At 68.8% G+C, this 24382-nt stretch carries 22 protein-coding genes; 9 read left to right on the top strand and 13 right to left on the bottom strand.

Annotation, left to right across the window (positions count from 1 at the left end):
- Positions 1-15 precede the first annotated feature (15 nt).
- From B0293_RS18065 to B0293_RS44305, 6 genes are all read left to right on the top strand, one after another.
- Positions 16-573 carry a Jag family protein gene (locus B0293_RS18065; RefSeq protein ID WP_005154507.1) on the top strand — a complete coding sequence of 186 codons (558 nt, stop codon included), beginning with the start codon at positions 16-18 and terminating at the stop codon, positions 571-573.
- 235 nt (positions 574-808) lie between these two features.
- Complete coding sequence (gene rsmG, locus B0293_RS18070) at positions 809-1489, top strand: 16S rRNA (guanine(527)-N(7))-methyltransferase RsmG (protein ID WP_005154506.1); 681 nt, start codon at positions 809-811, stop codon at positions 1487-1489.
- Between the two features lie 64 nt (positions 1490-1553).
- The gene (locus tag B0293_RS18075; protein ID WP_005154505.1) at positions 1554-2483 is read left to right on the top strand and encodes a ParA family protein; all 930 of its coding nucleotides are present in this window, start codon (positions 1554-1556) and stop codon (positions 2481-2483) included.
- Entirely contained in the window at positions 2480-3505 is a 1026-nt protein-coding gene (locus B0293_RS18080) for a ParB/RepB/Spo0J family partition protein (protein WP_005154504.1), read from the top strand. Before B0293_RS18075 ends, B0293_RS18080 begins: the two co-directional genes overlap by 4 nt.
- Positions 3506-3626: 121 nt before the next feature.
- Complete coding sequence (locus B0293_RS18085) at positions 3627-4262, top strand: HAD family hydrolase (RefSeq protein WP_281256257.1); 636 nt, start codon at positions 3627-3629, stop codon at positions 4260-4262.
- A 202-nt stretch (positions 4263-4464) separates the two neighbouring features.
- Entirely contained in the window at positions 4465-4641 is a 177-nt protein-coding gene (locus tag B0293_RS44305; RefSeq protein ID WP_005154490.1) for a hypothetical protein, read from the top strand.
- Between the two features lie 4 nt (positions 4642-4645).
- Here B0293_RS44305 and B0293_RS18095 read toward each other — a convergent pair whose 3' ends face one another.
- Positions 4646-5596 carry a D-alanine--D-alanine ligase family protein gene (locus B0293_RS18095; protein ID WP_005154481.1) on the bottom strand — a complete coding sequence of 317 codons (951 nt, stop codon included), beginning with the start codon at positions 5594-5596 and terminating at the stop codon, positions 4646-4648.
- 37 nt (positions 5597-5633) lie between these two features.
- Entirely contained in the window at positions 5634-6953 is a 1320-nt protein-coding gene (locus B0293_RS18100; RefSeq protein ID WP_039916664.1) for an aminotransferase-like domain-containing protein, read from the bottom strand.
- A 196-nt stretch (positions 6954-7149) separates the two neighbouring features.
- Here B0293_RS18100 and B0293_RS18105 point away from each other — a divergent pair, with 196 nt between their 5' ends.
- Positions 7150-7794 carry a GNAT family N-acetyltransferase gene (locus B0293_RS18105; protein ID WP_005154476.1) on the top strand — a complete coding sequence of 215 codons (645 nt, stop codon included), beginning with the start codon at positions 7150-7152 and terminating at the stop codon, positions 7792-7794.
- Positions 7795-8093: 299 nt separating this feature from the next.
- Here B0293_RS18105 and B0293_RS18110 read toward each other — a convergent pair whose 3' ends face one another.
- From B0293_RS18110 to B0293_RS18155, 9 genes are all read right to left on the bottom strand, one after another.
- On the bottom strand, positions 8094-9242 hold the full coding sequence (locus B0293_RS18110) for an N-acetylmuramoyl-L-alanine amidase (protein WP_005154474.1): 1149 nt from the start codon (positions 9240-9242) through the stop codon (positions 8094-8096).
- Positions 9243-9493: 251 nt separating this feature from the next.
- Positions 9494-9820, bottom strand: coding sequence for a thioredoxin (trxA, locus tag B0293_RS18115; RefSeq protein ID WP_005154472.1), 327 nt, complete (start codon positions 9818-9820; stop codon positions 9494-9496).
- A gap of 41 nt (positions 9821-9861) precedes the next feature.
- A complete protein-coding gene (gene trxB, locus B0293_RS18120; RefSeq protein ID WP_005154470.1) occupies positions 9862-10857 on the bottom strand; it encodes a thioredoxin-disulfide reductase in 996 nt (331 codons plus the stop codon).
- A gap of 147 nt (positions 10858-11004) precedes the next feature.
- A complete protein-coding gene (locus B0293_RS18125) occupies positions 11005-11799 on the bottom strand; it encodes a hypothetical protein (RefSeq protein WP_039916618.1) in 795 nt (264 codons plus the stop codon).
- Positions 11796-12455 carry an RNA polymerase sigma factor SigM gene (sigM, locus tag B0293_RS18130; protein WP_026467183.1) on the bottom strand — a complete coding sequence of 220 codons (660 nt, stop codon included), beginning with the start codon at positions 12453-12455 and terminating at the stop codon, positions 11796-11798. Before sigM ends, B0293_RS18125 begins: the two co-directional genes overlap by 4 nt.
- Positions 12456-12486: 31 nt before the next feature.
- On the bottom strand, positions 12487-14046 hold the full coding sequence (locus B0293_RS18135) for a protein kinase family protein (protein WP_005154465.1): 1560 nt from the start codon (positions 14044-14046) through the stop codon (positions 12487-12489).
- A gap of 120 nt (positions 14047-14166) precedes the next feature.
- Positions 14167-15903 (bottom strand): murein biosynthesis integral membrane protein MurJ, encoded by a 1737-nt coding sequence (gene murJ / locus B0293_RS18140; RefSeq protein ID WP_005154463.1) that lies wholly within the window; start codon positions 15901-15903, stop codon positions 14167-14169.
- A gap of 671 nt (positions 15904-16574) precedes the next feature.
- Complete coding sequence (locus tag B0293_RS18150) at positions 16575-18722, bottom strand: DUF6049 family protein (protein ID WP_005154459.1); 2148 nt, start codon at positions 18720-18722, stop codon at positions 16575-16577.
- Positions 18719-19243 carry an NUDIX hydrolase gene (locus B0293_RS18155; protein WP_005154458.1) on the bottom strand — a complete coding sequence of 175 codons (525 nt, stop codon included), beginning with the start codon at positions 19241-19243 and terminating at the stop codon, positions 18719-18721. Before B0293_RS18155 ends, B0293_RS18150 begins: the two co-directional genes overlap by 4 nt.
- Before the next feature lie 148 nt (positions 19244-19391).
- Here B0293_RS18155 and B0293_RS18160 point away from each other — a divergent pair, with 148 nt between their 5' ends.
- A complete protein-coding gene (locus tag B0293_RS18160) occupies positions 19392-20813 on the top strand; it encodes a CCA tRNA nucleotidyltransferase (RefSeq protein ID WP_039916611.1) in 1422 nt (473 codons plus the stop codon).
- 2 nt (positions 20814-20815) lie between these two features.
- Here the strand turns inward: B0293_RS18160 and B0293_RS18165 are convergent, their stop codons facing one another.
- Positions 20816-21427: a hypothetical protein gene (locus tag B0293_RS18165; protein ID WP_245191904.1), complete on the bottom strand. Its 612-nt coding sequence runs from the start codon at positions 21425-21427 to the stop codon at positions 20816-20818.
- 11 nt (positions 21428-21438) lie between these two features.
- Positions 21439-22866 (bottom strand): AAA family ATPase, encoded by a 1428-nt coding sequence (locus tag B0293_RS18170; protein WP_005154455.1) that lies wholly within the window; start codon positions 22864-22866, stop codon positions 21439-21441.
- 193 nt (positions 22867-23059) lie between these two features.
- On the opposite strand from B0293_RS18170, the gene B0293_RS18175 reads away from it, so the two are divergent.
- A complete protein-coding gene (locus B0293_RS18175; protein ID WP_005154454.1) occupies positions 23060-24367 on the top strand; it encodes a sensor histidine kinase in 1308 nt (435 codons plus the stop codon).
- The last annotated feature ends 15 nt before the right edge of the window (positions 24368-24382 follow it).

Genomic DNA, 24382 nt, shown 5'->3' on the forward strand with positions numbered 1-24382 from the left:
GAGAGGAGACCAACAATGGCGGAGACGATCGACACGATCGACGCCGAAGAGAACAGCGCGGCCGAGGTCGAAGGCGCCGCTGAAGAGACCGGTCGCAAGGGAGGTGTCGACGACGACGTCCTCGTGAAGGAAGGCGACATCGCCGGCGACTACCTCGAGCGGCTGCTCGACCTTCTGGACTACGACGGCGACATCGACCTCGATGTCGAGGCGGGCCGCGCGATCGTCAGCATCGACGGTGGCGAGGATCTGGAGAAGCTCGTCGGACCGCGCGGCACCGTCCTCGAAGCGCTGCAGGAGCTGACGCGGCTGGCGGTCCAGCAGGAGACCGGTTCGCGGAGCCGCCTGATGCTGGACATCGCGGGCTGGCGCGCGGACCGTCGCGAGGAGCTTCGCGAGCTCGGCCGCTCGACCGCGGAGACGGTGGTCTCCTCCGGCGAGCGGGTCCGGCTCCAGCCGATGAGCCCGTTCGAGCGGAAGGTCGTGCACGACGCGGTCGCCGCCGTCGACGGCGTCAAGAGCGAGAGCGAAGGAGAGGACCCGAAGCGCCGGGTCGTCATCTTCCCCGCCTGACGGTTTCTTCGCGCGAAGCGGCCCGCCGGTCATCCGGCGGGCCGCTTCCTTATATATAGGGGTCGCTTCGCGAGGGCTCCTGGCACGAATTACACGCGTGGCGTTTCACGTGAAACGCGCGAGGCGAGTGGAGTTGTCCACAACTTCGGTCTGTCTCCCCGCTTTGCGGTCGGCGTCATGGACAATCAGTCGGAGCGCGTTTCACGTGAAACGGCGTCGAGGTTGAGGAGCGAGAGTGGGCTTGGACGGGGTCGCCGCATCGGTACGGAGTGCGGCGTCGGAAGTATTCGGAGACCGCGTCGAGCAAGCCGTCGGCTACGTCGAACTCCTGGAGCGCCACGGCGTGGAGCGTGGACTCATCGGACCCCGTGAGGTCGATCGGCTCTGGGAGCGTCACGTCCTGAACTCCGCCGTGATCGGTGAGCGGATCCCCGACGGCGCGCGCGTGGTCGATGTCGGGTCGGGCGCCGGGCTTCCGGGTGTACCGCTCGCGATCAGCCGACCGGACCTCGATATCGTTCTGCTCGAACCGATGGCCCGCCGGGTCGACTGGCTGGCCGAGGTTGCCGAGAAGCTGGAACTCCCCATCACCGTTGTCCGCGGGCGCGCGGAAGAGCGGCAGGTACGCGAGGAGCTCGGTGGCGCGGATGTCGTCACCGCCCGGGCGGTCGCTCCGTTGGCCCGGCTCGCGAACTGGTGCCTCCCGCTCGTGCGTTCGCAAGGAACTCTGGTCGCCCTCAAAGGAGCGAGCGCCGGAGAGGAAATCGAACGCGATCGCGCCGCCGTCCGGAAGGCAGGCGGCGGCGAGCCGGAAGTCTTCGAGTGCGGCGCGAAGGTGCTCGAGGTCCCCAGCACGGTCGTCGTGATCCACCGCCTGCCCCTGAAACCGTCCCGACCGCGCGGCAGGCGCAGCTAGTCCGGTTCCACGTGAAACAACGCAGAACGACTCCCACGTCTAATACAGAGGAGGCTCGAGACCGGTGACTCCCCCACCGTCCGACCCTGCGAGCACTGGCCACGAACTCGGCTGGACGCCCATCGCCGAAGAAGCCGTCCGCGCCGCCAGCGTGCTGCACCCCAAGGAAGGCGCGCTCCCCCGGCCGAACCGCCGGCGTGTGCTGACGGTCGCCAACCAGAAGGGCGGCGTCGGCAAGACGACGAGCACGGTGAACCTCGCCGCCGCCCTGGCCGTCCACGGGCTCAAGACGCTCGTGATCGACCTCGACCCTCAGGGCAACGCGAGCACCGCGCTCGACATCGACCACCGGTCCGGCACGCCTTCGATCTACGAGGTGCTGATCGGTGAGGTGTCGCTCGCGGAGGCGGCGCAGCAGAGCGAGCAGTCGCCCAACCTCTACTGCGTGCCCGCGACCATCGACCTCGCCGGTGCCGAGATCGAACTCGTCTCGATGGCCTCCCGCGAGATGCGCCTCAAGGAGGCGCTCTCGTCCGAGATCCTCGACGAGATCGGCGTCGACTACGTCTTCATCGACTGCCCGCCGTCGCTCGGTCTGCTGACCGTCAACGCGATGGTCGCCGCGCAGGAGGTGCTGATCCCGATCCAGTGCGAGTACTACGCGCTCGAAGGTCTGGGGCAGCTGCTGAGCAACATCGAGCTCGTCCAGGCGCACCTGAACCGCGAACTCAGCGTCTCCACGATTCTGCTCACCATGTACGACGGCCGGACGAAGCTGGCCGATCAGGTGACGAACGAGGTCCGGAACCACTTCGGGGACACTGTGCTGAAGACCGTGATCCCGCGCAGTGTGAAGGTCTCCGAGGCGCCCGGATACGGGCAGACGGTCCTCGCGTACGACCCGGGTTCCCGGGGCGCGATGAGCTACGTGGACGCGGCGAAGGAGATCGCGCAGCGTGGGGTGGAGATGAAAGAAAGGAGCGGTACGGCATGAGCGAGCGCAGAGGGGGGCTCGGGCGCGGGCTCGCCGCCCTGATCCCCACCGGCCCGCCACCGGGCTCCGCGGCCCCCGCCGAGAACGGTTCGACCGCGGTCCCCGCTCCCCCTGCCGGCTCTTCGGGGCCGTCGGGGCCGGAGGACAAGGGCTGGTTCGCGGCCAACGGCGCGGCCAGTGTGCAGGGTGGCACGGTGGCAGGCGCGGTCTACCGCGAGGTGCCGGTCAGCCAGATCAAGCCGAACCCGAAGCAGCCGCGGCAGGTCTTCGACGAGGACGCGCTCAACGAGCTGGAGCACTCGATCCGCGAGTTCGGGCTCATGCAGCCCATCGTGGTCCGGGAGCTCGGCGCCGACGAGTACGAACTCGTCATGGGCGAGCGGCGGCTGCGCGCTTCCCAGCTGGCCGAGCTGGAGGCGATCCCGGCGATCGTCCGCCAGACCGCCGACGAGGCGATGCTGCGCGACGCGCTGCTCGAGAACATCCACCGCGTTCAGCTCAACCCGCTCGAAGAGGCGGCCGCGTATCAGCAGCTGCTCGACGAGTTCGCGGTCACGCACGAGGAGCTGGCAGGCCGGATCGGGCGCAGCCGCCCGGTCATCACGAACACGATCCGCTTGCTCAAACTCCCCCTCGCGGTCCAGCGACGGGTCGCGGCAGGGGTGCTCTCGGCGGGCCATGCGCGGGCGCTGCTCTCTCTCGAAGACGCCGACAGTCAGGAAGAGCTGGCCGCGCGGATCGTCGCGGAGGGCATGTCGGTCCGCGCGACCGAGGAAGCCGTCACGCTCAAAAAGAGCGAAAAGCCGGCCAAGCCGAAGCCCGCTCCCCGCAAGCCGATCCAGGCGCCCGGTCTCCAGGAACTGGCGAACCGGCTTTCGGACCGCTTCGACACGCGCGTGAAGGTCGACCTCGGTCGTCGAAAAGGCCGGATCACCCTCGAATTCGGCTCGGTGGACGATCTTGAACGCATCGTGGCGCTGATGGACGAAAATCAGGCAAAACAGACACGCGAAACCGATTAGGGATCACACCGGGTCGTTTTGTCACGGTGACGATAGCTGTGTGATGACGAAGATGTGACGCTGAGTGCTTGAACTGGGGGCAAGTGTGAAGGGGTTCTTCGACGGCCGAAATCCGCGCGCGGTGGTCTTCGACTGCGACGGATTGCTCATGGACACCGAGCCGTGTTGGTCGGTGGCCGAGACCGAACTGTTCGCGCGGCGAGGTCTGCCGTTCGGTCCGGACGAGAAGGCGTTGGTGATCGGCAAGTCGCTACCGGCCGCCGCCGACGCGATGGCGGAGGCGTTCGGCGAACCCGGCGGCGGCGCCGAGATCGCGGACGAGTTGCTGAGGTTGGTGACCGAGGTCGTCACCGCGAAAGCGGAGGCGATGCCCGGCGCGCGCGAGTTGGTCGAACTGACCGCCGCCGCCGTTCCGGTCGCCGTCGCGAGCAACTCGCCCCGAGCCCTCCTGGACGCCGCGCTCGTTCGCGGCGGGCTTTCGGAAATGTTTCCCGTGAAACTGGCCGCCGACGAGGTGGCCGCGCCGAAGCCGGATCCGGAGATGTACTTGACCGCCTGCGCGCTCTTGAACGTCGAGCCTGCCGAGGCGCTGGCGTTCGAGGACTCGATGACCGGTCTCCGGTCGGCGCGGGCGGCGGGGGTGCCTGTCATCGGGGTGCCCACTCTGAAGCACCAGGACTTCCCCGCCGATGTCGTGATCGACTCCCTGCGCGATCAGGAACTGCTGGCGTGGGTGCGCGGATGGCCCCGTCGATGACGGATCTGTCCTTCGTCCGCTTCCAGAGCCCGACCCGCGACAAGCGAGGCAACTTCACCGGAGTCTTCGGTCTCGTCAACAACCTCGCGCGAGCCGCCGCCTCACCGCCGAGCAAGAGGCCTTTCGCCGAACCAACAACGACTGGTACGACGCGAACTTCATCAACCCGGCGCACACCGATCCGAGCGTCTACGACGCCGAGGTGAATCCCGGGGCCGCGGCGTGGTTCAAAGCTAGCGCCCACGTCTTCATCGAACGGGTCGACGGCTACCTGACGATTCTGGAGGCCCTGGAAGTCCCGTGCGAGACCGTCCGGTCGGCGAACCCCGGGCGGATCATCTACGAGGACGAATTTCAGGTGGTCGTCGTCCGCGACTGAAAGCTCAGCTCTTGCGGGAGATCGCCCGCCCGACGAGGTCGGCGAAGACCGAGCCGAGGGTGGCGCCGGCGGCCTCGATCGCCACGGGCACGATCGACGTTTCGGTCAGGCCCGGCGACAGGTTCACCGCGAGGAAGTAGACCGTGCCGTCTTCGGCGACCACGGCGTCGGTGCGCGAGATGTCGCGAAGCCCGAGCTGCCGGTGCACGGCGACGGCCAGCTCGCCGACCGCCTTGGCGGCGTCGTCGCTGATCCGCGCGGGAGTGAAGAAATCGGTCAGCCCGGCGGTGTAGCGGGCCTTGTAGTCGTACACACCGCTCTCCGGCACGATCTCGACCGCGGGCAGGGCTTCCGGGCCCTCTTCGCCTTCGATGACCGTCACGGCCACCTCAACGCCCGAAACGAACTTCTCGGCGAGAACGGTGTCGCCGTAAGCGAAGCAGCCGACCATCGCGCCGGGCATCTCCGAGGCTTCCTTGACGACCTGGGCGCCCAGCGCAGAACCGCCCTGGTCGGGCTTGAGGATCAGGGGCAGGCCCAGCGTGTCGACCATCGCGTCCAGCACGGCCTGCGCGCCGAGTTCGCGGAAGGTGCTGTGCGGCAGCACGACCCAGTCCGGCGTGGTGAAACCGGTGTCGGCGACGAGCGCCTTGGCCGTCGGCTTGTCCCACGCGCGACGGCAGCCCGCCGAGCTGGTGCCGACGTAAGGCACGTCGAGCATCTCCAGCACGGTCTGCACCGCGCCGTTCTCCCCTTCACCACCGTGAAGGGCGACGATGGCCGCGTCGGGGCGCTGGGTCCGAAGGCGTTCGAGCAGACCCGCGTCGGTGTCCCACTCCTCGACGGTGAGACCTTCCGCCCGCAACGCGACCGAAAGCCGGCGCCCGGAGCGGAGTGAGACATCGCGTTCGTGGGACAGTCCGCCTGCGAGTACGGCAACGGTGCGGTCGACCACCGAGGGCTCCTTTTGTTCTTGGGGGACGTCCGGCCGATCAGACCGTGTCCGGAGAGGGGTTCTGCGGCCCCGAGATCGAGCGTGGGCTCACGTTACCGAAGGTACGCGCGAGGTCCATTTCGGACTCGAGCACCGCGGCGAGCCGCCGGACGCCTTCGCGGATCCGCTCCGGCGTCGGGTAGCAGTAGGAAAGACGCAACTGTCTGCTGCCGAAACCATCTGCGTAGAAGCCGGTTCCGGAGGCGTACGCGACCCGGGCCGTGACGGCCCTCGGCAGCATCGCCTTCGTGTCCACGCCTTCGGGCACGGTCATCCAGACATAGAAACCGCCGTCGGGTTTGGTCCAGCTGCACCCGGCGGGCATATGTTGTTCGAGGGCGGACAGGATCGCGTCCCGGCGCTCCCGGTAGTTCTCGCGGAAGGTCTTGATCTGACCCATCCAGTCGTGAGTCGAGAGGTATCGCGACACGATCAACTGGTTAAGCGTCGGCGGACAAAGCGTCGCGGACTCGGCCGCGAGCACGAGTTTCTCCCGGACGGCGTGCGGCGCCAGCACCCAGCCGACCCGCAGGCCGGAGGCGAACGTCTTCGAGAAAGAACCCAGGTACACGACGTTGTCGGGGTCGATCGAGCGGAGTGCCGGGTACGTCTGTCCGCCGAAGCCGAGCAGGCCGTACGGGTTGTCCTCGACGATGAGGATGTCGTTCTCCCGGCAGATCTCCACGATCTCCGCGCGCCGCTCGACGGCCAGCGTGACGCCGCCGGGGTTGTGGAAGTTGGGGATCGTGTAGAGGAACTTGACCCGGCGGCCGGCTTTCCGCGTCTGGGCGAGCGCGGCGCGCAGCCCTTCGGGGACCAGGCCGTGGTCGTCCATCGCGACGTGGACGACGTCCGCCTGGTACGCGGCGAACGAGCCGAGCGCGCCGACGTACGACGGTCCTTCGGCGATGATGACGTCGCCGGGGTCGCAGAACAGCCGGGTGACCATGTCGAGGCCCATCTGCGAGCCGACCGTCACGACGACGTCGTCCGGGTGGGCCTTGATGCCTTCGAGGGCCATGATCTCGCAGATCTGCTCGCGCAGCGCCGGGACGCCGTGCGCGGAGCCGTACTGGAGCGCGACCAGGCCGTCTTCGGCGATGAGCTCGCCGACCTGCGCGGACAGCGTGTCCAGTGGGAGCGCGGCGAGGTTCGGCATCCCGCCGGCGAGCGAGACCACTTCGGGGCGACTGGCCACCGCGAACAACGCCCTGATCTCGGAAGCAGTCATTCCGGCCGTACGCGCGGCGTAGCGGTCGAGATGAGGGTCGAGGTTGTGGCGGCCGGGCTCCGGCCGGACAGGGCGATTCTCGGTCATCAGGCGCTTCACCCGTGCTTCGAAGTGGACATAGTCGCTACCGACTGGTAGTTCCATCGAGTGTAACCACCCTCCCTTGAGGGGCCCTGGCCTTCCGGTGTTCATCACATCGGCCTATCCTCGTTCTGGACCCCTTCAGTGAGCCTTGCTCGGGACAGGGCTGCGTCGGGTGTCGTCCATTCAGGGAGGTTTGTCTGTGTCGCGTCGCGTCGTGGGCGTAACCCTGGACAACCTCGAGCATCTGCCCAAGAGCTGCCGCCGCTGCGTGTACTGGGAGCTGGCGCCGCATATGAAGGCGCAGGCCGAGGAGTACGGCGCGACAGAGGTCGAAAAGGAAGCCTGGGTCTCCAGCGTGCTGCTGGAGTGGGGGTCCTGCGGCCGGATCGTCTACAGCGACACCTTGCCCGTGGGCTTCGTGCTTTACGCGCCGCCGAACGCCGTGCCGCGTTCGCTGGCCTTCCCGACTTCGCCGCCCGGGCCGGACGCGGTTCTGCTGACCGCCTTCCAGGTCCTTCCCGAGTTCCAGGGCGGCGGGCTCGGCCGGATGCTGGTGCAGGCCGTCGCGAAGGACCTGACCAAACGCGGGGTCCGCGCGATCGAAGCCTTCGGCGACGCCAAGCCCGAAGAGACCGATCCCGACGGCGGGCACAGCTGTGTGCTGCCCGCCGAGTTCCTGCAGAGCGTCGGCTTCAAGACCGTGCGGCCCCATCCGCGGTGGCCGCGGCTGCGGCTGGAACTGCGGTCGGCGATCTCGTGGAAGGAAGACGTGGAGGCGGCCCTCGAACGGCTGCTGGGCCAGGTCTCCATCACGACCGCCGAGCCGAGCCTCGGCCGCGCCTGACCCACCTTTCATCGCGCTCGGGTGAGGCGCTCTAGCAGACTTTTCGGGTGCGCGCAGCAGCCATCCCCCGCCTTGGGGACAGCTGTGGGTAACCCGCCGAGTTATCCACAGATCCCTGATAGGAGCGGTGGAAAATCTGTGGATGGGTAGGCTGGACCTGGGGACGCCCCCCGGGAAGGGCGGGGGCTGCGCGCCGGGTGGATCTAGGGGTGGCGTGGTCGGCAGCGGGGGCACACAACCGGTTGTGCCGAGCGGCTCGGCAGGGGGATGTGCGCCCGCGTGCGGGTGTGGAGGACTGGCTACTCCGCTTTGGCGAGTTCGTGGGCCAGGACGTCCGCGAAGGTGAACGTGCCGGTCGGCTGGTCCCCTTCGCCGAGGAGGTACAGGCGCTTCACGGCGACCAGGATGCCTTCGGCGACGACGTCGCGGAAAGCCGGGTCGGCCAGTTTGCGGCTGTCTTCCGGGTTGGTCAGGTAGCCGATCTCGATCCGCACCGCGGGGCAGCGGGTGCGGGTGAAGATCTCCCAGGTCTTGTAGTGCGTGCGGCAGTCGAGCATGCCGGTGCGGGCGGCCAGCTCACGCTGAATGAAGCCGGCCAGCAGCTCACCGACGGTCGACGTGGTGCCGTTGCCGGTGCCGAAGTGGAAGCTCGCGACACCCTGCGCCTTCGGCGAGGGGTTCTTGTCGTTGTGCAGCGAAAGGAACAGGTCGGCGCCCGCCTCGTTCGCGAACTTCGCCCGGTCACCCTCGGTCGGGCTCTGGTTCGGGCCGCGCGAGATCAGCGCCTCCATGCCCGTGGCCTGCATCCGGCCTTCGAGCCGCCGTGCCAGGTCCCAGGCGATGTCCGCTTCACGCAGGTCACCCGCGACGACGCCGAGGTCTTCGCCGCCGTGACCCGGGTCGATCACGATGCGCTTACCGCGCAGCCGCGGGCCTGCCTGACGCACCTGCTCCTGCTCACGCAGGAAGACGGGACGGCCGCCGCGGGCACGCGGCGACGAGAGCCGGTGCAGCTCGCGGATCGTGGCCGGACCGCACATGCCGTCGGCGACCAGGCGCATGTCGCGCTGGAAGGTCTTGAGCGCGCGTTCGGTCTGGGCGCCGAAGTGCCCATCCGGGCGGCCGGCGTCGAAACCGAGTTCCGTCAGCCGCTCCTGGAGCGCGAAGACGTCGTCACCCTGCATGGGGGCGGAGAACATGTAGGTCAGCGGGCGGCTGCCGAGGTGGAAGCCGGCGCCGCGAAGCGCCTGGTAGGTCGCCGGACCGACCAGACCGTCGGTGATGAGTCCACGGCGCTGCTGGAAGGCGCGCACGGCATGTTCCATCGCCGTGTCGAAGACCTCGTACTCCCCGGATTCGGTCACCGGCGGGAGCAGCTCCATCGCCGCCAGCGTGGACCTGATCTCGGCGACGTCCGGTCCGGCGTCACCGCGGCGGAGTACCCGCATGCACTCCTCGCTCTTCCCTTTGGGGCACCGATCGAGCTCGATGCACGACTTGAAAAACCCTGCGGGGCGAACCCCGGTGCTCTATTGTGCCCTGTGAACTCTCGGTGAGCGCGGAGGCCCGGTCGGTGCGTCAAGTCCCCGTTCGTGGAACCCGTCCAGGCGTCGCCGTAACACCGCGATGTACCCATTCCGCGCAAAGACGAAACCCGGAGCCTGGGCAGGCCCCGGGTTTCGGCAGGTGAAACGCGAGATCAGAGGACGTCGGCGAGGTCCGACAGCAGCGCGGCCTTCGGCTTGGCGCCGACGATCTGCTTCACCGGCTTGCCGCCCTGGAACAGGATCAGCGTCGGGATCGACATCACCTGGTAGTCACGCGCCGTGTTCGGGTTGGCGTCGATGTCGAGCTTCGCGATGGTCAGCTTCTCGCCGTTCTCCGCCGCGATCTCCTCGAGCACCGGGGCGACCATCTTGCACGGACCGCACCAGGTCGCCCAGAAGTCGACCAGGACGGGCTTCTCACTCGTCAGCACGTCGTCGACGAAAGTCTTGTCGGTCACCGTCACGGTGTTGTTGGCCATGGTGTCTCCTCCTGGGGGTGGTGAACTCCGGTGCGGGAAAGTCAGTTGGTGGTGGCGCCGTAGCCGCCGCCGACCAGCTCAGGGGTCTCCTGGGCGGTCTCGACGCCGGCGTGCTCCGCCAGCCATCGTTCCGCGTCGATGGCCGCCGCGCAGCCCGAACCGGCGGCGGTGATCGCCTGCCGGTACGTGCGGTCGACCAGGTCGCCGGCCGCGAAGACACCGGGCAGGTTCGTGTAGGAGGTCCGGCCCTTCGTGAGCACGTAGCCGTCCTCGTCGAGGTCCACCTGACCACGCACCAGTTCGCTGCGCGGGTCGTGACCGATCGCGACGAAGAACCCGGTCACGTCCAGCTGGGATTCTTCGCCGGTCACCGTGTCCTTGAGCTTCAGGCCTTCGACCTTGCCTTCACCCTCGACGCCGGTGATCTGCTTGTTGAGCGCCCACTTGATCTTCTCGTTCTCGCGGGCCCGCTCCAGCATGATCTTGGAGGCGCGGAACTCCTCGCGACGGTGGACGATCGTGACGGACTTGGCGAACTTCGTCAGGAAGGTCGCCTCCTCCATCGCGGAGTCGCCGCCACCGGCGACCACGATGTCGTGGTCGCGGAAGAAGAAGCCGTCGCAGGTGGCACAGGCCGACACGCCGCGGCCGAGCAGCTCCTGCTCGCCGGGCACGTTCAGGTAGCGCGCCGCGGCGCCCATCGAGAGCACGACCGCGCGGGCCGCGTAGCGCTTGCCGTTCGCGACGACGTACTTGACGTCACCGGTCAGCTCGACGGACTCGACGTCCTCCTGACGCAGGTCCGCGCCGAAACGCTTGGCCTGCTCGCGCATCTCTTCCATGAGGTCGGGACCCTGGATGCCTTCGCGGAAGCCGGGGAAGTTCTCGACCTCCGTCGTCGTCATCAGCGCACCGCCGAACTGAGTGCCCTCGAACACCAGCGGTTCGAGCTGCGCTCGTGCCGCGTAGACAGCGGCGGTGTATCCCGCAGGACCCGATCCCACAATGATCAGGTTCCTGATCTCCTCGGCAGCCACCCGTGACCTCCGCTCGTAGTGACCTGTTCACCAGGCTCAACACGATCGTAAGGGCCGATGTTCCCGGGGTGACCGGCGATACCAAAGGTCCCTTGCTCCACTCCGGACGTCGCCGGGGAAGCAAGGGACCTTTGCTATCGCTTACAGCTACTTCGCGCCGATGATCTTGTCGAAGAGGAGCGACGGCTTGCCCGGGCCGCAGTCGGCCCCGAAGGCGACGATGCGGAACTGGGCGAGCTTGCCTGTGGTGTAGATCACCATCACGCCGTCCTTGCCCGCGACGTTCACCGGCCGGATGCCCTCCGGCCGCACGTCGGGGTCCAGACCGGCGGCCTCGACGCAGGCGTCCAGCTTCTCCTCGGTCTTCAGCGAACCGAAGTCGCGGACGCCGATCGCCTTGCCGACGAGCGCTTCCGCCCCGCCGCCGTCACCGCCGACCGAGGGGCCGGTGGGTGCGGGCGGGGGCTGCGCGACGCCGCCCGGCGTCGACTGCTGGGTGGTGGGTACGACGATCGCGACGGCGGCGATCGCGGCCGCGGCCACGGTCGCTATCCCGGCGCCCCAGCCGATCCGCTTGTTCCGCTTCCGCCGTGCGGCCGCGAGGTCCACCACCGGGGCGACCTGCGCCTGCTGCCCCTGAGGTGCGCTTGGAAAGGCAGGCGACGCCTGACGTGCCTGCATCTCGGCGGCCAGCGCCGCGTCGAGCCGTGCCGCGTACTCCGCCGGCATGGGTGCGACCGGCTCGTTCGCGAGTCCCGCGAGGTCGGCCGTGGTCGCTTCGAGTGCTTCGATGATCGCCAGTGCTTCGGGGTCGGCGTTCACCAGCGGCCACAGTTCGGCCGCCTCTCGCTCGTCCAGTACACCTGCGTGCAGGTCGGCGAGCACATCGACAGACCACGGCGGACCGACGGTCCCGCCGATCCCCCTGCTCTCGTCTGTCATCTTCCCTCCCCGTCACCCGGCGTGCCCTGAGGACGCCTGGCACCCCGTTCCGGGGTAGCGCGCTCTCGTTTGCTTTCGTGAGTTGGGACGTTCGCAATCGCATCGGGGTTCCGCAGATGTCCGAGAACCTTCGCGAGCTTTCCGCGACCTCGCGCACACCTGCTCTTCACCGTGCCTTCGGCGATGCCGAGCATCTTCGCCGTCTCGGCGACGGAGTATCCCTCGACATCGACCAACACGATCGGGGCACGCTGCTCTTCGGGAAGCTGGTCGAGCGCTTCCTTGACGACGAGGCTCGTCTCGCGTTCGGACATCGAGTCGCGCGGCGAGGCGGGCTCGTTGAACTGCCCGGTCTCGGGCAGCGGGACGGTCGGTCTGGCCTTGCCCCGCCGGATGCGGTCGAGGCACGCGTTCACGACGATGCGGTGCAACCACGTCGTGACCTGCGATTCGGCTCGGAAATTGCCCGCTGCTCGGAACGCGGAGATGAACGCGTCCTGCAGGGCGTCCGCGGCTTCTTCCGGATCCCGCACGGTGCGCAGGGCCACCGCCCACATGCGGTCTCGATGTCGCTGGACCAGTTCACTGAACGCGTGCGGGTCACCGGCGGCATGCGCCGCTATGAGATCCGCGTCCGTTGGAGCTGCAGCTGTCACCCGAGAGAGCCTACTGAGTCGGTGTCCGGGGTCACCCCGCAGGCAGGAAGCTCAGCTCTTTCAGTTCGGTGACGAACTTGCCGTCGTCATCTTCACCCAGCTGAGTGATCCAGATGATGAAGTACTGACCCTGCTGAGGCTGCTGCAAAGCGATGGTCGATTCGCCCTCCGCGAGGTCCCCGGCGCCGACGACCTTCGTCTCGTCGAGCTTCGGGTTCTTCTTGTCGGCGGTGCGGATCTCGACCTTCGAACCAGGGCTTCCCGAGTCGATCTTGATCTGGCTGAGGTTGATCGGGTCCTTGAAGGTCACGACCAGCCCGACACCCTCCTTGAGGACCGGGAGCTGCTTGTCGTAGTCGTCGGTCTTCCACACGGTGCCCGGGTCGCCGTCCGTCGCGTTCTTGGCGCGGCCGGGGCTGTCACCCTTGCTGCCCGGGTTGAACACCGCGACGGCCGACGGCTTGACCGCGGCCCCCACGGTGGGCGCCGGCGGCGGCTGGTTGGGCGGCGGCTGCTGGCCGGGTGGCGGCGGGGTCGCCGAAGACGACGACGCGGCGACGTTCATGTTCGGGCCGCTGGACTTCGATTCACCCTGGAACAGGTTGATCAGCATCATCCCGCCCCAGGCGAGGATGACCACGGTCGCGACGACCAGCACGGTCACGCCGAACGCCAGCTTCTTGCGCCGCGCGACGTCCTTGACCGGCTTCTTCGTCGTCCAGACGGTGCCGTCCGCCTCGGCGGGCGCCTCCTCCTCGCCGACGGCCTTGATCAGCTGGGTGCGCTCTTCGGCCTCGGCGACCTGGTCCAGCACGCGCAGGATGGCCGCGCTGGTGCGGATGCCGCCGTGGCCGCCGTCCTCGATGGTGCGGACGGCGAGCGAGGACAGCTCGACCGGGACGGTCGGGACCAGCGAACGCGGCGGGATGACCCGTCCGGTCGGCGCGTGCGGCGCCGCCGGGATCGCGGCCGGCCCGCCCGGAAGGGCCCAGCGGCCGGTCAACAGCAGGTACAGCACCGCGCCGAGCGCCTTGACGTCGTCCCGAAGGGTCGCTTCGGGCAAGGGGCCGGGGAAGGCGAGCTTCAGCGCGCCGTCCGGGGTGAGCCGCAGGCGCTGCGGGTGGTCGAGGCCGAGGACGAGACCGTTCTGGTGGGCGTGATCGACGGCTTCCGCGAGCGCCTGCACCATCCTGGCCGCCGCGGCGGGCGCCACCGGGCGCTGCGCCACGAGGTCGACCAGGTCGCTGCCCTTGGTCCATTCCGCCACGACGACACCGAGCAGACCTTCGCTCGAGGTGACGCCGCTGCCGAGGCTCAGCACGTCGAGGACGCGCGCGACCCCGCCGTGGCCGAACTTCGAGGCGTGCGCGGCACGCTCCAGCGTCCGGCGCGCGAGCCTCGCGGCCTCCGCGTCCGCGGGGTCGCCGACCAGCAGCGTCAGCGCCACGTCCCGCTTCAGCTGCCCGTCGCGGGCACGCCAAAGATGCGCGGCCGCCCGCTCGTCCACCCCGAACTGTGCGAGCAGGCGATACCGGCCGTCACCGACGACCCGGCCAGGGGCCAGCGACCCGCCTTGGGCACGAACGCCCACCTGGCTCGCCTCCCCTGCCTGTTCGCTCCGTCTCGTATCCACCGCACTCTCCCGCGTAGCTCCCGCCCCGAGGGTACCCAGAATACGACCCGTGAACGCGCGCCATCCGTGCGTGAATCGTTATCGGCGCTTGATCAACCGGGTGATCCTCGTCGTGGCGGGCTTCAATTCCTCGACCTTCAGGGCCATGAGCACGCCGAACGACACCACGATCCCGACCACCGTCTGCAGCAGAAGTTTCACCCAGGCATGGAAAGTAGGCCCGAACGAGTCGGGGACGATCTGCCCGGCGAGCCAGGCGGCGCCGACCCCGAGCACGCTCGCGACGACCGTGAAGAGGATCACGCCGAGGACCCGCTTGCTCCGCAGGTTTCCGAGCGTCACCCACAGCCACACCTGACCGAGGATCGCGCCGACGACGAACGTGAGGCCGTTGACCATCATCACGCCGAGCACGATGTTGTCGGGCGACAGCAGCGCCGGGCACAGGTACAGCAGCGGCACCTTGACCACGGTCATCACGATCATGATCAGCACCGGCGTCCGCGCGTCCTTCATCGCGTAGAACACCCGCATCTGGAGCATGACCAGCGCGTACGGCAGCAGCGCGAACGCCGAGATGGCCAGCGCCTCGCCCAGCCGCGTCGCGTCTTCGACCTTGCCCTTGCCCAGGGTGAACAGGGCGATACCGACCGAACCGCCCACCACGGTCATCACCGCGGAGATCGGCAGGAGGGTCACCGTCGAGATCCGGGAGGCGTACGAGAGGTCGCCGATCAGCTTCTTGTGGTCGCCGTCCGCGGCCGCGCGGCTCATCCTCGGCATGATCGCGGTCAGCAGCGACACGCCGATGACGCCGTACGGCAGCTGGAAGAGCAGCCAGGCGTTGCTGTACGCGGTCACACCACCCTGCGAACCGCTGGTCAGCACGCGGGTCGTGATCGTGTAGCCCACCTGGCTGACCGCGACGTAGCCGACGGTCCACAGCGCGAGCCCGCCGAACTCCTTCATGCGCTTGTCGATGCCCCAGCGCCACTTGAACTTGAACCCCGACCGCAGCAGCGGCGGGATCAGCAGCACCGACTGCGCCACGATGCCCGCGGTCACGCCGAGGCCCAGTGTCAGCACCTTCGGGTCGGTGATCGACACGGGGTTCGTCGAGATGTCCCCCGGCATGATCCACACGACGAGGATCGTGAAGATGACGACCAGGTTGTTGATCACCGGCGCCCACGCCGTCGGGCCGAAGATGTGCTTCGCGTTCAGCATCGCCGAGAGCAGGGCGAACACGCCGTAGAAGAAGATCTGCGGCAGCAGCAGGTACGCGAACGCGGTGACCAGGTCGGGGTTCGCCTGGCCGTTGTCATCGACGTAGAGCTTGGTGATCAGCGGCGCGGCGAAGACCGCGATCGCCGTTCCGACGATGAGCAGCGTGCCCGCCACCGTGACCAGCCGCTGGGTGTAGGCCTCGCCGCCGTCCTTGTCGTCCTGCGACCGCACGAGCAGCGGGACCACGAGGCTGGACAGGACGCCGCCCATCAGCAGTTCGAAGATGATGTTCGGCATCGTGTTGGCGACGTTGAACGAGTCGTTCTCGACCTTGGCGCCGATGGCCGCGACCAGCAGCAGCTTCCACGCGAAGCCGGTGATGCGGCTGATCAGCGAGGCGATCGCCATCCGGCCGCTGGACTTCGCGATGGACGGCGCCTGCGCCGGGGCGGCGACGTCCTGTTCGCCGGTCTCGCCCGGCCGCGGCTTGACCAGCGGCGCGTCCTTGATCGCAGGCATGACCTGCGTGGCGAGCTGGTCGTACGGGCGCAGGACGTCGGGGTCGGCGACCGGCCAGCGCGAGCCCATCGGGACGCCGGGGGTGCGCGGGATGAACCGCGTCGCGTCGGGTTCGTCGCGCCGGTCGACCTGCCACGGGCGGACCGGTGGCGGCTGGCGGCGCCCGCGATGCGGCGGGGGCGGTGTCTGATGCGGGGCCTGGTGCGGACCCGGTCCCGGCGGCGGCCCGGACGGGCGGCGCTGAGGCGGATTCTGGGGCGGATTCTGGGCCGGGCTGGGGGCCGGGCTCTGTGCCGCGTTCTGGGTCGGCTGCGGCAGCGGCGGCCCTTGCTGCTGCGGCGGCGGGACCTGCTGACGACGGGTCGGCGGAGGTGCCTTGCGCGGCGGGGCCTGGTTCTGGTTCTGCGGCGGCCTCAGCCGTCGTGTCTCGTCGTCGGGACGGCCCGCGGCCCGCTGGCGCCGGTTGTCCGACGGCTGCTGGGGCGGCGGCGCCGCACGACGCGGCCGCTCACCGCGCTCGGGCGGGAGCTGCTGCGGCGGCGGTTGACGACGTTCCGGACGGCGCGCCGGGCCATCGGTGCGCCGGGGCGGTGGCGGAGTGCCTTCGCGCCGGGGACGGCCTGCACGCTCGGGCGGTACACCCGGCTCTCTTTCCAACGTGCGCCCAATCCTCGGTGCTCGACTACGTGATGCCCGGCGGCATCGTTCGACCCAGGGTAATCGGGAACGGCCGGAAACACTTAAACCTGTGCGTCCTCGGTCACACGTGGAGTCGTTTCGCCCGCCCGATCGGCCCGCGAGTCCTTGATCCTCCGGTAGATCCGGCGGGACGAAAGCAGCAGCAACGCGCCCGCCGCGGTGACCGTGATGATGATGGTGATCGCGCCGTATTCCGTGGAGGTCAGCTCGAACCGCGCGTCGGTGCCGAGTCTCGTCCCGTCGGGCGTGGTCAGGGACACGTCGACACTGAACCGGCCCGCCCGCAGCGCCTCGACCGGGAGCAGCTGGTTGACGGCGCCGTTGGCCGGGACGGTCCGCTCCGGGACCGCCTCGGTGGCACGCAGGCCGACGTTGTTCTTCAGCACGGTGCGGACGTTGACGCCGACCGGCAGGCCGTTGGTGATGTACGCGGGCAGCGGTGACGCTCCGGAGGCCAGCGCGATCGTCTGCTTCGGCCGTTCCACGGTGACCTGGCTGCGGATCGCTTCGAGATCGCCGCGGGCGTTGCCGGTGGCGATCTCGGCGTTCGAGCCCCGCCACGAAGTCGAGGCGGCCCGGATGATGGCGAGCCGGACCGGGGCGATCACGTCGGCCGGATTCACCCGTTTGGTTGCATCCATCGTCATCGCCGACGACAGGCCCAGCGTCTCGTTGTCGATCTGGGACATCCTCGCGGTGACGTCGCCGCTGGTCGCGGCCGTCAGATCCTGCGGGTCGTAGTTGACCGACGCCGTCCCGGACGGGCCTTCCCCGAGCAGTTCGGGCAGCGGGGTCGACCTGACGAGCCCGGCGGCGTAGAAGTCGCCCATCCGCTGCAGGAACGTGGTGAGTTCGGTGCCGGTCGCGGCCCAGTGCCGCGGCGGCGCGATGAGCAGCGGGCGCTCCTGCCCCTCGCCCTGCCCGCCGAGCCCCGCCCGGAAGGCGATCGCGCCGAGCCCGTTCTGGGTGGATCCCGAGCCGTTCAGCGCGGACGAGACCAGCGCGTCGATCGGCTGCGCGCGGAGACCCGTCCCCTCGAGCGAGACCCCGCCCGAGACCGGCGAATCGGACTGGAGCCTGCGCGAATCGGTCAGCACGGTCTTGACGCCCGCCTTGCCGATCGCTTCGACGGTCTGCGAATCGAGGACGCCGCCGGGCCAGAGCACGCCGTCCTGCGGCTGGATGCCGAGCAGGTTTTTGATCGTCGCCGCGCCGCCGAGCGCGGTCGCCATCAGCGCGGTGTCGGTGGCGTCGCCGGCGCGGACCTTCGTCAGCGCGGTGAGGTCGGCGTCGGCGAACGGGAGGGTGACCACGCACCGGCCCGCGACCAGCGCCTTCAGCTGGCCGAGCCAGTTCTTCGCGGTGACGGCGCCCTTGCCGGGGACGGGCCCGCCGCCGGTGGCGACCTGGTAGCCGCGGGACATCCCGTCCACGGTCGCGACCAGGTCGGGGTCGATGGCCAGGCACAGCGACGACGAGACCTTCGTGTCGGCCTCGGCCGCGCGCGCCGCCGCGACCAGCGAGTCCAGCCGTCCGCCGGTGGCCAGTTCGTCCGCCAGGCGTTCGTCGGCCAGGGTCAGCGGGCCGCCGAGCGGCGCCGAGACGACGTGGACGGTGCTGTTCGAGATCGGCCACAGCAGGCTCGTCGACGGCGCCGACGGCGGACGCGACGCGGAGGCCTTGCCGGGGACGCCGAGCACCGGCATCAGCAGGCTGACCGCCGCGAGCCGTTCCGGGCCGCCGAAGTCCGGGGTGCCGTTGACGTTGACCAGCAGCGGGTACACGCCGGGCTTCGGGAACTGGAGTTTCGAGGACTGGCCGAGCGGGACTTCCAGGTCCAGCTTGGCGCTCTGGCCCGCCTCCAGCTTGTCCGGTTCGAGGTCGACGAACTCGGTCGCCGCGAGGTCCTTGAACTTGCCGCCCGCGAGCACGTCGCCGATCTGCTGCTCGCTCTGCAGCCGCGCGCCCAGCTGCAGCCGTACGCTCAGTTTGCTGATCGGCCGGTCACCGACGTTGGTGACGCGGCCGGTGACGGTGATCGACGTCGAGGTCGTGGTGACGACGCGGGGGTTCAGCTGGTCGAGGTCCACGCGCAGCCGGGGCTGGTCCTGGGCCTGCGCGACCGCGCCGAACAACGCGGGGAGGGCCAGGAACAGGATCGACAGGACAGTGGCGGCAAGCCGCTTCACTCAGGTGCTCCCTCGGCGGTGTGCTGTTGCTGCGCGAAGAGTTCTTTGGCCTTCCGGACCAGCTTGCGCTCGTCGGAGTAGGCGAGGGTGGTCTCCAGGTCGGCGAGCGGCACCCAGGCGACTTCCGTCACCTCGACATCCTCGTCCGAAAGCTCGCCGCCGGTGGATTCCAGGATGAAATGGTGCACCGTCTTGTGCACGCGGCGTCGCTCGGCCACGAACCAGTAGTCGATGGTGCCGAGAGGCTGGAGGACCCGCGCGGAGATGCCGGTCTCCTCCTTCACCTCACGCACCGCGGTCTGCTCCACCGTCTCACCGTCCTCGATGTGGCCCTTCGGCAGCGACCACAGCAGTCTGCCGTGCCGGTCGAGCCTGCCGATCAGCGCGGCGTGCGCCCGTTCGGCGTCGACGACGAGACCGCCGGCCGAGGTTTCGTCGACCGTGGTCAGCCGCCGTCCCCGCCTGCGCCTCCGCCGGCGGCCCGGCTTGGAAGCGCCGGAGCGGCCGGTTGATCCAGACATGCTGCGATGCTAGAGCAAACGGCGGTACGGGTACGCTGGCTCACCGTGCCCGTGTTGGGCCGGGCAGAGGTAAGTACATCCAAATCGTGGTGGGATTGTCGTGAACAAGGTGGTCGCCGGGCAGGCGATTGCGGGGAAGAGCACTGCGATGCAGAACGCTGTGACGGAGCTGATGCGCATCTCCCCGCTGGCGGACGAGCTCGCGAAGCTCTTCGCGAAGGCGGGATACGGCCTGTACCTGGTCGGCGGCAGCGTCCGGGACATGATGCTCGGCAGGCCGTCGAGCGACCTCGACTTCACCACCGACGCCCGGCCGGACCAGGTCCTCAAGATCGTCAGCGCCTGGGGCGACGCGGTGTGGGACGTCGGGATCGCGTTCGGCACGGTCGGGGTGACGAAGCAGGGCATGACCCTGGAGATCACCACGTTCCGCGCCGACAGCTACGACCGCGTCGGCCGCAACCCCGAGGTCACCTTCGGCGACAGCATCGAGGGAGATTTGCTTCGCCGCGACTTCACGGTCAACGCGATGGCGATCGACCTCGCGAACCAGACCTTCGTCGACCCGTACGACGGGCTCCAGGCGCTGCAGGACCGGGTGCTCGACACGCCCGCGACCCCGCAGGAGTCCTTCGCCGACGACCCGCTGCGCATGCTGCGGGCCGCGCGCTTCTCCGCGCAGCTCGGGTTCACCGCGGCGCCGCGGGTGATCGACGCGATGACGTCGATGGCCGAGGAGATCGACCGGATCACCGCCGAGCGCGTCCAGGCCGAGCTGTCGAAGCTGCTGCTCGCGGCCGACCCGCGGCCCGGTATCGAGCTGCTGGTCGACACCCGGCTCGCCGACCGCGTGCTGCCCGAGGTGCCCGGGATGCGGCTCGCGATCGACGAGCACCACCAGCACAAGGACGTCTACCAGCACTCGCTGACCGTGCTCGCGCAGGCGATCGACCTGGAGTCCTCGCACGAACCGACCTCCGAGCCGGATCTGATCCTGCGGCTCGCGGCGCTGCTGCACGACGTCGGCAAGCCCGCGACGCGGGAGTTCCAGCCCGGCGGCGGCGTGAGCTTCCACCACCACGAGGTCGTCGGCGCGAAGATGGCGCGCAAGCGTTTGCGTGCCCTGAAGTTCTCGAAGGAGATCGTCCAGGACGTCAGCCAGCTCGTGTTCCTGCACCTGCGGTTCCACGGGTACGGCAAGGGCGAATGGACGGACTCGGCGGTGCGGCGCTACGTCACCGACGCCGGCGACCTGCTGCCCCGGCTGCACAAGCTGGTGCGCGCCGACTGCACCACGCGCAACCGCAAGAAGGCGGCCGCGCTGCAGGCGACCTACGACGACCTCGAGCGGCGGATCGAGGCGATCCAGGCGCAGGAGGACCTCGACCGGGTCCGGCCGGACCTCAACGGCGAGGAGATCATGCGGATCCTCGGGCTCAAGCCGGGGCCGGACGTCGGCAAGGCGTGGAAGCACCTGAAGGAACTGCGGCTCGACCGCGGTCCGCTGGAGCACGACGACGCGGTGGCCGAGCTGAAGAAGTGGGCCGCCGAGAACGGCATCGGCGGCTAGCGTCACGTCGCGATGGCGTCCACATCGGTCAACAGCTGCTGCCAACTGGAGAGTTTGCTGACCGGACCATGCCTGTCGAGCCGTTCCAGAAGTTGTCTCCGCTGCTGGTTGAACCGTTTCCCGTCACGCTCGCGTCGCCTGCCTGTCGACTGGGCGGCGGCGAGCAACGCGGACCGGAGAAGTTCTTTGGGGTCGGCCACCTTCTCGGCCTCGTGAAGCTTCGGCAGTCCGAGGGCTGCCTTGCCACGCGGGTTTCCCGCGACTTGGCGGATGAGAGTCTCGTCCAGCAGCAGCCAGGCTTCGGTCATGCGGACGGGGATGATCGGGCACCACGCCGGAGCCGCGGTCTTTCCAAGCGCGCCGGCGATTTCCTCGCGGCGCGCGAGACTGCCCACGTTGTCGGCGTCGCGATGAACCATGACGAGGTCCACCCGGTTCTCCATGAGTCTCAGGCCGGCCTTCACCCTTGATTCAATATCCTTGGGGACACCTCGGAGCTGCTCGAATGGCGGCATCGTCAGACGGAGGTCGACGCCCCGATCCCGAAACAGGAGCTCGGCCAGTCCTGCCAGGGGATGATCGGAACTACCTTCAGCGACGAACAGGCCGCGCATGGTGTTCCCCATCAGCCGACCAGATCCATCGGAAGCTTGATCTGGACCCCGGGTGGAGCGGTCGTGTAAACGACCAGATCGGCGTCCGTGGCCGTCACTGTCGCTCCTCTGGCCCGCCAGGTGCCGGCCAGAGGAAGTAACGAGAGCGCTCTTGTCGTGTTCCCGTCAGGTGCGGCCTGAAGGCGGTTGTCCGCGACCAGGATGTCCTCGCGACTGCACAGCTGGACCACGCCGGGCGAATGAGTGTTGATGATGACCTGCCGGAACGGGTTGTTGGCGTCCGGTGGTTCGTCCGGATCGACGGCGAGGTCGCGGACCAGGTCGATCATGGCTTCCAGATTGGCCGGATGTATCCCGTTCTCCGGCTCCTCCATACAGATGAGGCCGGTCACCGTGGGATCCTCGAGCAGGACGCACAACGCCAGGAAACGCAGCGTTCCCTCTGAGAGAGCGCGCGCCGGAAGCCTGAGCCCGCCGCGTTCCTCCAGGAAGAGCGTGAGCACCTCACGAACCTGGTCGGGTTCCACGGAGAGGCTTTCGACACCGAGGTCACCGAGGTCGGCGAGCCGACCGGCGACCCGCGCGTAGACGGCGTCCGCGTCCGGCGCGACTCCGCTGTTCACGTTGTCCTGGGCGATCCGGAAGAGCGCGGCCGCGAGATGACGACCGTCGGAACCGAGCGAACGAGGGTCGGTGAATCCGTCCGGGGTTCGAAGCGCGGAGGGCTCGAGTGCGAGCCTCCGCCAGCTCTGCATTTCGCGGCGTGCGGCGAGAATCGTCGGGTGGTCGTTCGTCGTGATGCTGCTCAAGACCGTTCGGCCCGCTCGTGCCGCAGCGCGTGGCTGGGGCCTGCCGGAGCTCCCGCCGTCGCCGTGCACATTGATCACCAGGCCGCTCTCGTGAGTGCCCGTCGAGAGATACGGTCCACCGCTTCGTCGCCCCACTACCACGGCGTTTCGGAACTTCTTGGCGCTGTGAGCGAACTTCAGATGCTCGGCTGCTTCACCGCGGTTGATGTGAACCAGTCTTTCGGACAGCAAGGCAAGCCTTCCGACACTGGCTTCACCGTCCGGACGTGTGTAACCGAGTCCGAGTTCGTACCGAAGGAACGTCGTGGTCGCGAGTGCGGGCGAGCCGAGATCGTCTTCGACCGTGGCCGGGACGAGCATCTCCACCGCGATGTGGATCTCACGATCGTGGTCGCCGTAGCCATCCCAGAACAGGTCTCGCGGATCGCCGCTCCGTCCGTCGGCAGGGCCGCGTACCTGCTGGGCTGCCTCCATCAAGGTGCCGGACGCCAGGTGCGAGAGAAAGTCGATGACGTCGAACACGTTGGACTTGCCGATCCCGTTCGCACCCGCGATACAGGTGAACGGGCCGAAGTCGACCTGTACGTCCAGCAGGTTCTTGAACCCCTGCACCTCCAGCCTGGTGAGCATGCAAGTCAGGCTAGCGCGAGGGGGCGACGTATCTGCGGAGCGCGGGGTCAGGAGAGGTGACTTCGACCTACTCCAGATGCCCGGTTCGTCATGGATTTCTTGGTCATCAGCTGAGATAAACCCCGTTGGTCTCTGGATCCATACGGCGTAAGCGGAGATACTCCTGCCGGTGCTCCGGGCAGGGGGAAATTCCATGGCGAAGCGGCCGTCCAGTTTTCTGGTGACGCTGCTGCGTCGTGGCGCGCCCGCGCTGGCCACGGCGACGAGCGAACTGTCCGACGAAGTCGGCGACCCGACACCGATGCGGGCGCTGCGGCGGATCCAGCAGATGTCCGGTCCCGTCGACACGGCTTATCGCGACAACCTGCTGCTCAGGGCCGCCCGCTATGTCGCCCTCGTCCCCCTGGTCTACCGGCTGTTCGCGGTGCCGGGCACGTTCGGCGTCTACGTCTCCACGCACGGCATAGTCGGGATCGGCCCGGTCGGGCTGGTGGCCCTCGGTTCGGTCGCGCTCTCGCTGTACGGGATCCGGTGGATGCTGCGTTCGGCGCCGTTCCGCCCGCAGCACGCCGTCCGGTTGCTGGCCGTCGACCTCGCGTTCACGCTGCTCGCGCCCCTGGCCGTCGGCGCGCTCGTGCCGGCTTCGGTGTTCACCGAGGCGATGGCGGTGCCGGGCAAGCACCTGCTCGGCGAGGTCGCGCTGCTGGCACTGGCGCTGGGGATGCCCGCCGCCGCGGCGCTGGCCGTCGTCAGCTTCCCGGTGCGGATGCTCGCGTCCCTGTTCGGCACCGGCCACGCCGCGCCCGGCGACGCGATGACCGGCTTCCCGGCGATGCTCGGCGTCCTCTTCACCGCGAGCGGCGCCCTCGTCCTGATCGGGCTCGGCACCCGGCTCGCCCTCGCGTACGGCATCCGCAACGGCCGGATCGCCGAACGCGCCCGCCAGCACCGGATCCTGCACGACTCCGTGCTGCAGACCCTCGAAGCGATCGCGCTGGCCAACAAGGGCGACCCGGCCACCCGGCTCGCCGAGGTGCAACGGCTGGCCAGGGCGCAGTCGATGGAGCTGCGGCAGACGATCGAGAACGAGGCTTCGGAACGGTCCGAGGCCGGCTCGCGGCCGCTGGGCGAGAAGCTCGCGTCGCTGGCGGCGGAGATGGCGCGCGACGGTTTGCGCGCCCAGCTCGTGATCGCCGAACTCGACGACGACACGCTCTCGGAGGTCCGGCAGATCGCCATCCGCGACGCCGTCCGCGAGTCCCTGCGCAACACCCTCAAGCACGCCGGGACGGACAAGGTCGTCGTGCGCGTCGAGGAGCAGGAAGGCGGCGTCGCGGTGATCACCCGCGATCACGGCGCCGGGTTCAGCCTCGACTCCCGGCCCGCCGGTTTCGGGATCAGCGAGTCCATCACCGCCCGGCTGAACGAGGTCGGCGGGACGGCCAGGGTGGAGTCGGCTCCGGGCAATGGCACCAGAGTCACCCTCTGGGTGCCGTTCTGACGGTAAACAGGAGAA

This window comes from Amycolatopsis azurea DSM 43854 (assembly GCF_001995215.1).
Lineage (GTDB): Bacteria > Actinomycetota > Actinomycetes > Mycobacteriales > Pseudonocardiaceae > Amycolatopsis > Amycolatopsis azurea.